Annotated in this window: 10 protein-coding genes; 8 read left to right on the top strand and 2 right to left on the bottom strand. The window is 70.3% G+C overall.

Features of this window, described 5'->3' with window-relative positions:
- From VHK87_RS14285 to VHK87_RS14255, 7 genes are all read left to right on the top strand, one after another.
- A partial coding sequence (locus VHK87_RS14285) for an SDR family oxidoreductase (RefSeq protein WP_329635559.1) occupies positions 1–362 on the top strand: 362 nt, incomplete at its 5' end.
- Positions 363–470: 108 nt separating this feature from the next.
- Positions 471–710: an acyl carrier protein gene (locus VHK87_RS14280; RefSeq protein ID WP_293318447.1), complete on the top strand. Its 240-nt coding sequence runs from the start codon at positions 471–473 to the stop codon at positions 708–710.
- Positions 711–800: 90 nt separating this feature from the next.
- Positions 801–2,084, top strand: coding sequence for a beta-ketoacyl-ACP synthase II (fabF, locus tag VHK87_RS14275; RefSeq protein ID WP_329635558.1), 1,284 nt, complete (start codon positions 801–803; stop codon positions 2,082–2,084).
- A complete protein-coding gene (mltG, locus tag VHK87_RS14270) occupies positions 2,081–3,157 on the top strand; it encodes an endolytic transglycosylase MltG (protein ID WP_414694150.1) in 1,077 nt (358 codons plus the stop codon). The genes fabF and mltG overlap by 4 nt, the downstream gene beginning before the upstream one ends.
- Positions 3,158–3,182: 25 nt before the next feature.
- The gene (locus VHK87_RS14265) at positions 3,183–4,070 is read left to right on the top strand and encodes a YicC/YloC family endoribonuclease (protein WP_329635557.1); all 888 of its coding nucleotides are present in this window, start codon (positions 3,183–3,185) and stop codon (positions 4,068–4,070) included.
- 12 nt (positions 4,071–4,082) lie between these two features.
- Positions 4,083–4,742: a guanylate kinase gene (gmk, locus tag VHK87_RS14260; RefSeq protein WP_329635556.1), complete on the top strand. Its 660-nt coding sequence runs from the start codon at positions 4,083–4,085 to the stop codon at positions 4,740–4,742.
- Between the two features lie 36 nt (positions 4,743–4,778).
- Positions 4,779–5,210 (top strand): PaaI family thioesterase, encoded by a 432-nt coding sequence (locus VHK87_RS14255; protein ID WP_329635555.1) that lies wholly within the window; start codon positions 4,779–4,781, stop codon positions 5,208–5,210.
- Between the two features lie 306 nt (positions 5,211–5,516).
- Here VHK87_RS14255 and VHK87_RS14250 read toward each other — a convergent pair whose 3' ends face one another.
- Positions 5,517–5,801, bottom strand: coding sequence for a hypothetical protein (locus VHK87_RS14250; protein ID WP_329635554.1), 285 nt, complete (start codon positions 5,799–5,801; stop codon positions 5,517–5,519).
- Positions 5,802–5,973: 172 nt separating this feature from the next.
- Between VHK87_RS14250 and VHK87_RS14245 the strand changes: the two genes are divergently transcribed.
- On the top strand, positions 5,974–7,227 hold the full coding sequence (locus tag VHK87_RS14245; protein WP_329635553.1) for a calcium-binding protein: 1,254 nt from the start codon (positions 5,974–5,976) through the stop codon (positions 7,225–7,227).
- Here the strand turns inward: VHK87_RS14245 and VHK87_RS14240 are convergent.
- Positions 7,216–7,833 (bottom strand): phosphotransferase-like protein, encoded by a 618-nt coding sequence (locus VHK87_RS14240; protein WP_329635552.1) that lies wholly within the window; start codon positions 7,831–7,833, stop codon positions 7,216–7,218. The two genes, VHK87_RS14245 and VHK87_RS14240, sit on opposite strands and share 12 nt — an antisense overlap.
- Between the last annotated feature and the right edge of the window lie 8 nt (positions 7,834–7,841).

The following is a 7,841-nucleotide window of genomic DNA, read 5'->3' as shown; positions in this document are numbered from 1 at the left end:
TGATGCGCCGCCGGAGCGGGCGGATCATCGGCATCACCTCTGTGGTCGGGGTGATGGGCAACCCGGGCCAAACCAACTACGCGGCCTCCAAGGCCGGCATGATCGGCTTCTCCAAGGCGCTCGCCCAGGAGGTCGCCAGCCGCAACATCACCGTCAACTGCGTCGCCCCGGGCTTCATCGAGAGCCCAATGACGGACGCTCTGAACGAGCAGCAGAAGGCCACGGTGCTCGGGAAGGTGCCCGCCGGCCGCCTTGGCTCCGGCGACGAGATCGCCGCCGCCTGCGTTTACCTCGCCAGCAGCGAAGCCGCTTACGTGACTGGCCAGACCCTGCACGTGAACGGCGGCATGGCGATGATCTGAGGAACATGGTAGGGCCGCGCCCGACCATTTTTGGCTTTGTCCGCCGACAGTTGACTTTAAGCGTCGCGTCGGGGATGCAAACGACTGAACCAAGAGGGACTGAACCTGATGTCCGACATCCTCGAGCGCGTTCGCAAGATCGTCATCGAACACCTTGACGCCGATCCTGAAAAGGTCACCGAGAAGGCTTCGTTCATCGACGACCTGGGCGCCGACTCCCTGGACAATGTGGAACTCGTGATGGCGTTCGAGGAAGAATTCGACATCGAGATTCCGGACGACGCGGCCGAGCACATCCAGACGGTCGGCGATGCCGTGAAGTTCATCCAGGAGCGCCTGGGCGCCTGAGGCGAAACACCTTAGGCGATACGCCGATCTAAAGGGCCGCCGCGTCGCTCGAGCAACCTTGAGCCGCGGCGGTTCTCGTATGGAGGTAGGATGCGTCGCGTCGTCATCACCGGGATCGGCCTGATCACGCCCCTGGGCCAGGGTCGCGAGCACGTCTGGAAAGAGCTGCTGGCCGGCAAGTCCGGCATCGGCAACATCACCACCTTCGACGCGACCGACTACGCCTGCCGCGTGGCCGGCGAGGTGCCCAGGGTGGACGGCCGGGGCGGCGGCGGCGCGGACGTGCCCGGCAGCTTCGACCCCGACCAGACCCTATCGGCCAAGGACCGCCGCCGGGTCGACGACTTCATCCTCTACGCCATGGCCGCCGCCGACGAAGCCGTCCGCGACGCGAACTGGGCGCCCGAGGACGAGACCTCCCGCGAGCGCACCGGCGTCATGCTGGGCTCGGGCATCGGCGGGCTGGCGACCATCGAGGCCACGAGCATCGAGCTGCACGAGAAGGGCCCCCGCCGGGTGTCGCCCTTCTTCATCCCCTCGGCGCTGATCAACCTGGCCAGCGGCCAGGTCTCGATCCGCTACGGCTTCAAGGGCCCGAACCATTCGGTCGTCACCGCCTGCGCCACCGGCGCCCACGCAGTGGGCGACGCCGCACGCCTGATCAAGTACGGCGACGCCGACGTGATGATCGCCGGCGGGGCCGAGGCGGCCATCTGCCCGGTGGGCATCGCCGGCTTCATCGCCTGCCGGGCCATGAGCACGGGCTTCAACGACGATCCGACCAAGGCTTCGCGGCCCTACGACAAAGACCGCGACGGCTTCGTGATGGGCGAGGGGGCCGGCGTGCTGGTGCTCGAGGAGCTGGAGCACGCCCGGGCTCGCGGGGCCAAGATCTACTGCGAGGTGGTCGGCTACGGCCTGGCCGGCGACGCCTATCACATCACCGCCCCGGCCGAGAACGGCGACGGCGGCTTCCGGGCCATGAAGGCGGCGATCGCCGACGCCAAGATCGACCCGTCCGACATCGACTACATCAATGCCCACGGCACCTCGACGCCGCTCGGCGACGAGATCGAGCTGGGGGCGGTCGAGCGTCTACTCGGGCAGGCGGCTGGCAAGGCTTCGATGAGCTCCACCAAGTCGGCCACCGGCCATCTGCTGGGCGCGGCCGGAGCCATCGAGGCGGCGTTCACCGCGCTCGCCATCCGCGACCAGATCGCCCCGCCGACCATCAACCTCGACAATCCGTCCGTCGAGTCGGCCCTCGACCTCGTGCCGCACAAGGCCAAGCCGATGCCGATCGAGGTGGCCCTCTCCAACAGCTTCGGCTTCGGGGGGACCAACGCCTCGGTGGTCTTCCGACGCGTCTCGTGAGCCGCCGCCGCTCCTCCAGACGAAAAGCGGGGCTGACCCCCTTCCGGCGGCTGGCCATCGTCGGCATGAGCGCGGCCGCGACGCTGGCCGCGGTGGCCGTGCTCGCCATCGGCTGGGCGCTCTACACCTTCAACGGCCCCGGTCCTGAGGCGCGCGGGAACGCGGAGGCCACGACCGTGATCCTGCGGCGCGGGTCGGGAGTGAGCGAGATCGCCAACGCCCTCGAGCGGGCCGGGGTCATCCGCTCCTCGGCGGTGTTCGCCGCCGCCGCCCAGATCACCGGCGCGGCCCGCGAACTGAAGGCGGGCGAATATCTCATCGCCGACCGCGCCTCGATGGGCCGGATCCTGCAGGACATCCGCGAGGGCCGGGTGGTCCGCCACCAGGTCACCATCCCGGAGGGCTGGACCAGCGAGATGGTGGTCCAGGCGCTCAACGCCAATCCGGTGCTGGAAGGCGTCGTCTCCGCCCCCCCCGAGGGCTCGGTGCTGCCCGAAACCTATCAGGTCGAGCGCGGCGAGGACCGGGCGGTAGTGCTCAAGCGGATGATGGACGCACAGGAGGCGCTGCTCGCCCAGCTCTGGGCCAAGCGCCAGCCCGGCCTGCCGTTCGACACGCCGGAGGAGGCCGTCACGCTAGCCTCCGTCGTCGAGAAGGAGACCGGGATCGCCAGCGAACGGCCCCGCGTGGCTGCGGTGTTCGTCAACCGCCTGCGCCGCGGCATGCGGCTGGAGAGCGACCCCACCATCATCTACGGCATCAACCGGGGCCGTCCGCTCGGCCGCGGCATCCGCGCCTCGGAGCTGGCCACCGCCACGCCCTACAACACCTACCTGATCGACGGCCTGCCGCCGACGCCCATCGCCAACCCCGGCCGGGCCTCGCTGGCCGCGGTGCTCGACCCGCCGAAGACCGAGGAGCTGTTCTTCGTCGCCGACGGTTCCGGCGGCCACGTGTTCGCCGCGACTTTCGAGGAGCACACCCGCAACGTCGCCCGCTGGCGGGCGATCGAGAAGGCCCGCGCCGCCCAGGCGACCACCGTCGTCCCCCCGGCGAAGGCGGTGGCTCCGTGACCCTTCAAGCCGACCGGGGCCTCTGATGGCCCTCTCCGGCATGACCGGCTTCGGCCGGGCGGAAGGGGCGCTGGGCGCCTGGAGCTGGGCGGTTGAGGCCCGCAGCGTCAACGGCCGCAACCTGGAGGTCCGCTTCCGCGGTCCCCCCGGCTTCGACGGCCTGGAGCGCGCCGCCCGCGAAGGCGCCCAAGGCCGCTTCGCCCGCGGCCAGCTGCAGGTCTCGGTCCAGGCCAAGAAGGCAGAGACGGCTACCTCGGTGCGGATCAACACCGGCCAGCTGGAGACCTATCTGGCCGCCGCCGCGCCCTACGTCGCCGCGGGCCAGGCGCAGCTGCCCACCATGGGCGAACTGATGACCCTGCGGGGCGTCGTCGAGGCCGCGGACGCCGAGGACGACCCGGAGGCCATGGCCGCCCTCGAGGCCGCCATCGCCGCCTCGCTCGGCGCGGCGCTCGACGCCCTCGCCGCGGCCCGCAAGGCGGAGGGCGACAGCCTCACCGTCGTGCTGACCGGTCTCATGGACACTATCGCCGAGCTGGTGGCCCAGGCCGCCGACCTCGCCGCCGGCCAGCCCGCCGCCATCAAGGCGCGCTTCGAGAAGCGTATGGGCGAGCTGATCGGCGAAACCTCGGCCGCGGTGGAGGAGCGCATCGTGCAGGAGGCCGCCGCCATGGCCGTGAAGGCCGACGTGCGCGAGGAGCTCGACCGCCTGGCGCAGCACGTGGCCGCGGCCCGCGAGCTGATCGGCGGCCAGGGCGCCGCCGGCCGCCGCCTGGACTTCCTCACCCAGGAGTTCATGCGCGAGGCCAACACCCTGTGCGCCAAGTCGGCGCTGGGCGAGCTCACCGCCGTCGGCCTCTCGCTCAAGGCGACGATCGAGCAGCTGCGCGAGCAGGTGCAGAATGTGGAATAGGCCGCCCCGCCCATGACCGAGCTCTCCAACCGCCGTCGCCGCGGGCTGATGCTGCTGATCTCCTCGCCGTCGGGGGCCGGCAAGACCTCCCTGTCGCGCCGCCTGGTGGCCGACCACGCCGAGCTGGACCTGTCGATCTCGGCCACCACCCGCGCCCCAAGGCCCGGCGAGGAGCACGGCCGCGAGTACCACTTCCTCGACCGCGCAGGCTTCGACGCAATGATCGAGGCCGGCGAGTTCCTGGAATGGGCCCACGTCCACGAGCACCGCTACGGCACCCCGCGCGCCCCGGTGATGGCCGCCCTGGAAGCCGGCCACGATGTGCTGTTCGACATCGACTGGCAGGGCGCCGCAGCCATCAGCCGCGAGGCGCCCGACGACGTGGTCCGGGTGTTCATCCTGCCGCCGTCCATGGGCGAGCTGTCCCGCCGCCTGCACGCGCGCGCCCAGGACCACGAGGACGTCATCCAGCGCCGCCTCGGCCGCGCCTACGACGAGATCCCCCACTGGCGGTCCTACGACTACGTGATCGTCAACGAGGACTACGACCGCGCCTACGCGGATCTGGCCCACATCTATCACGCCGAACGCCTGCGCCGGTCCCGGAACCCCTGGGTGAACGGCTTCGTCGAGGGGCTGCTGGACGAGAAGCTCGAGCCGCCACGGTCCTAGCTTGGCCATAGCGACGCCGGCGCCCTAGAGTGCGCCATGCCTGCGACCTCCAACACCACCAGCGTCGAGCGCCTCAACCACGCCAACCTGGGCAAGCTGCCCGAGCACATTGGCCTGAAGATCGTCGAGGTGGCCGAGGGCCGCGTCGTCGGGACCTTTCAGGTCCGCACCGATCTCGTCGCCCACACCGGCTTCCTGCTGGCCGGCGCGGTGCTGAGCGTCGCCGACATCCTCTGCGCCTACGGCGTCTCCACCGCCTGGCCGGAAGGGGCCAGCGGCTTCACCACGGCGGAGGTGAAGTGCAACTTCGTGGGCACGCTGCGCGAGGGCGAGGTGCGCTGCACCGCCGAGCTGCTGCACGGCGGGCGCACCACTCAGGTCTGGGACGCGCGGGTGGAAGACGCCGCCACCGGCAAGCTGATGGCGGCGTTCCGCTGCACCCAGATCATCCTGTACCCGCGGGCCTGAGGCCGAGCGTCACCCGTCGTCCGCGCCCACGTCGCGGCGCAGGTGAGGCGACAGGCGGCCCCGCAGGGCGCGTTTCAGAAGCAGTCGGTCGTGTCGAGGGTCAGCGGCTGGAGAGTGCGCGCGCAGCCGTTCACGCAGCGCGAGCAGGCCTCGCGCGAACCAGTTTGGTCTGTCCATTCATACCTTGAGCTTGGGAGGAGAGGGCGGTCGTGGACATGTCGCGTCTCCTTTCCGGCTCGAGGTTGAGCGCGCAGGGCGCGCCGGACGCGGGGCTTGTAGCAGAGCTCCCGCAGACGAGGAACCCGGCTACTCCTCCGCCCGCAGCTCGTCGTGCCAGGCCATGTCCGGCGCGCGGGCTTGGAACGAAGCGTGTCCGGTGCAGCCGAGGCGGCGGCAGCGGGGCTTGCGGTTCCAGAGGCTGAAGGCGGGGCCGCGCAGGGTGGCGAGCGCGGCCAGGTCCACCCGCATGACCAGGCCGCAGGTGGCGCAGCGGGAGATCACGTCCCAGCCGTGGCGGCGCATGTCGTCGACGCTCTCGCAGAAATGCCGCCGGGCGGAGAGGGGAATGCGGGCGGGGTTGCGTCGGGCCATGCGTGAACGAATGCAGAACGCGATAGCCGGCGCCAAGCGGCTGCAGGTTGCAGCCTGGTCGCCGTGTCAGGGTCGGCAATCACGATTTTGGGAGGCTGCACCTTTCGACCCCGTTTCGGGTTCTGCCCCGTCGGCCTGACGACATAACAAGGATATCTGGGAGGCTCAGCAGATGCCCGCACCAACTGCGTACACCTTCTACGGCCTGGTCGAGGACGACTACCTCGAGGACGGCGAACAGTTCATCCGCATCGATCCCGAAGCCTTCGGCTACACCGGCGGCCAGACGGTGAGCGGCCACATCGCCTTGACCGGTTCGGCGGCCGCGTCCTGGCAGAGCGCGCTCAACAGTGAAGGCGAGCGCATCGTCCACTTCGCCGACTTCACCGGCGTTGACTTCTTCTTTGAGCAGGCCGCGACCGGAAACTGGACAGAAGCGGACTTCTCCACGGCGCTGTTGCTGGAGTCGCGGAACGACAACCGTCCGCTCGACCAGGTGCGCGCCAATCTGTTCCACTCCGACGAGCCGGACGGCGAGACCCTGAGGCTCGACCAGCGGCTCTACGGCGGCGCCCGGTTCACCGACGACGACGACAACGAGGCGCGGGTCTACGGCGCCTGGGTCCCGGACGGGATCACGCCCAACCTGGTCTACGGCACGACGGCGGCGAACACCCTGAACGTCCATGGCGGCGTCTCGCTGGTCTGGGGGCGCGGCGGGAACGACATCATCAACGTGAAGTCAGGGTCGGCCTTCGCCTGGGGCATGCAGGGCGACGACCGGCTGAACGGCGGCTTCGATGTCGACTTCCTCTACGGCGGGCTCGGCCGCGACACGGTCGACGGCGGCATGGATGACGACTGGCTGTTCGGCGAGGAGCACGACGACCGCCTGCTCGGAGCCGCCGGCGACGACTGGATCGACGGGGGATCCGGCCGCGACTGGGTGGACGGCGGCATGGGTCGCGACAACCTCCGCGGCGGCGGCGGGCTCGACACGGTGATCGGCGGCGCCGGCGACGACATCCTGATCTCGGGCGAAGGCTTCACGGACGAGACGGGCGCCCTGCTGCGGGCGCGCAGCGACGGCGGCCTCGGCGACGACCACATCATCGCGACGAGCTACGCGACCCTCACCGGCGGCCTTGGGACCGATGTCTTCGAGGTCGGTTCGGGGCTGGTGGACTACGGCCTCTTCGGCGTCGTTATCACCGACTTCCGGCCGGGGACCGACAAGCTGATCGTGTACGCCCGCGAGAACGGCCAATACGCGACCACCGAGGAAATCCTGGCCAGCGCCCGGCAGGTGGGCCGCGACGTGGTGTTCGACCTGTTCCCGGAGGTGATCTCCGACGCGCCGCCGCTGGTGCTGCAGAACGTGCGTCTCTCGCAGTTGTCGGCCGGGGACTTCCTGTCAGGCGGGTGAGGCTGCCCGCAAGGCGGCGAGCGCCTGCGGCGCGCCCGCCGCCGTGCGGTCCATCACCTCCCGGGCCAACACCTGCGGCGAGGCCTCGGTGCTGTCGAGCATGAGGTCATAGGTCCAGCGGCCGGAATGGACCCGGCCCGCCTGCTCGCGGGCGAGGTTGATGGCGCGGTCGCCGCGCGCCTTCTCACGCAGCTCGAGCACCTCCAGATCGCAGCGTACGCCGATCAGCCAGGTGCGGGCCGGGTCGAGGGCGGCGGCGAAGTCCTCGAAGTCTTGGGGCTCGAGCACCACATGGTCCACCACCACGTCCAGCCCGTCTGCGGCGCAGCCGGCGACGAATTCGGCCATGCGGCGGTTGAGGATGCGGCCGGCGGGTCCGGTCCGGGCGACCGTTAGCCGCCGACCCTCGGCGTCCTTCTCAAAGCGGAAGGGATAGCCCTCTGCGGCGCGCTCGCCGAAGCCGGTGTAGGTCGGGGGCAGCATGGTGATCAGCACGTCCACGCCGACCATCGCCAACGGCCCCGGCCACAACGCCTGCAGCGTACGGCAAAGGCTGGTCTTGCCGCTGCTCGAGGCGCCGTTAATGAAGAGGACCGTGCCCGCCACTCAGGCCG

It is taken from the genome of Phenylobacterium sp. (genome assembly GCF_036263695.1).
Lineage (GTDB): Bacteria > Pseudomonadota > Alphaproteobacteria > Caulobacterales > Caulobacteraceae > Phenylobacterium.
The sequence above is the reverse complement of the archived record's forward strand: the minus strand, read 5'-3'. Positions and strand labels throughout refer to the sequence as shown.

Excerpts from the sequence above, each read along its gene's own strand:
- VHK87_RS14280 (WP_293318447.1), top strand. The coding sequence starts at position 471 with ATGTCCGACATCCTCGAGCGCGTTCGCAAGATCGTCATCGAACACCTT.
- fabF (WP_329635558.1), top strand. The coding sequence starts at position 801 with ATGCGTCGCGTCGTCATCACCGGGATCGGCCTGATCACGCCCCTGGGC.
- VHK87_RS14265 (WP_329635557.1), top strand. The coding sequence starts at position 3,183 with ATGGCCCTCTCCGGCATGACCGGCTTCGGCCGGGCGGAAGGGGCGCTG.
- gmk (WP_329635556.1), top strand. The coding sequence starts at position 4,083 with ATGACCGAGCTCTCCAACCGCCGTCGCCGCGGGCTGATGCTGCTGATC.
- VHK87_RS14255 (WP_329635555.1), top strand. The coding sequence starts at position 4,779 with ATGCCTGCGACCTCCAACACCACCAGCGTCGAGCGCCTCAACCACGCC.
- VHK87_RS14250 (WP_329635554.1), bottom strand. The coding sequence starts at position 5,801 with ATGGCCCGACGCAACCCCGCCCGCATTCCCCTCTCCGCCCGGCGGCAT.
- VHK87_RS14245 (WP_329635553.1), top strand. The coding sequence starts at position 5,974 with ATGCCCGCACCAACTGCGTACACCTTCTACGGCCTGGTCGAGGACGAC.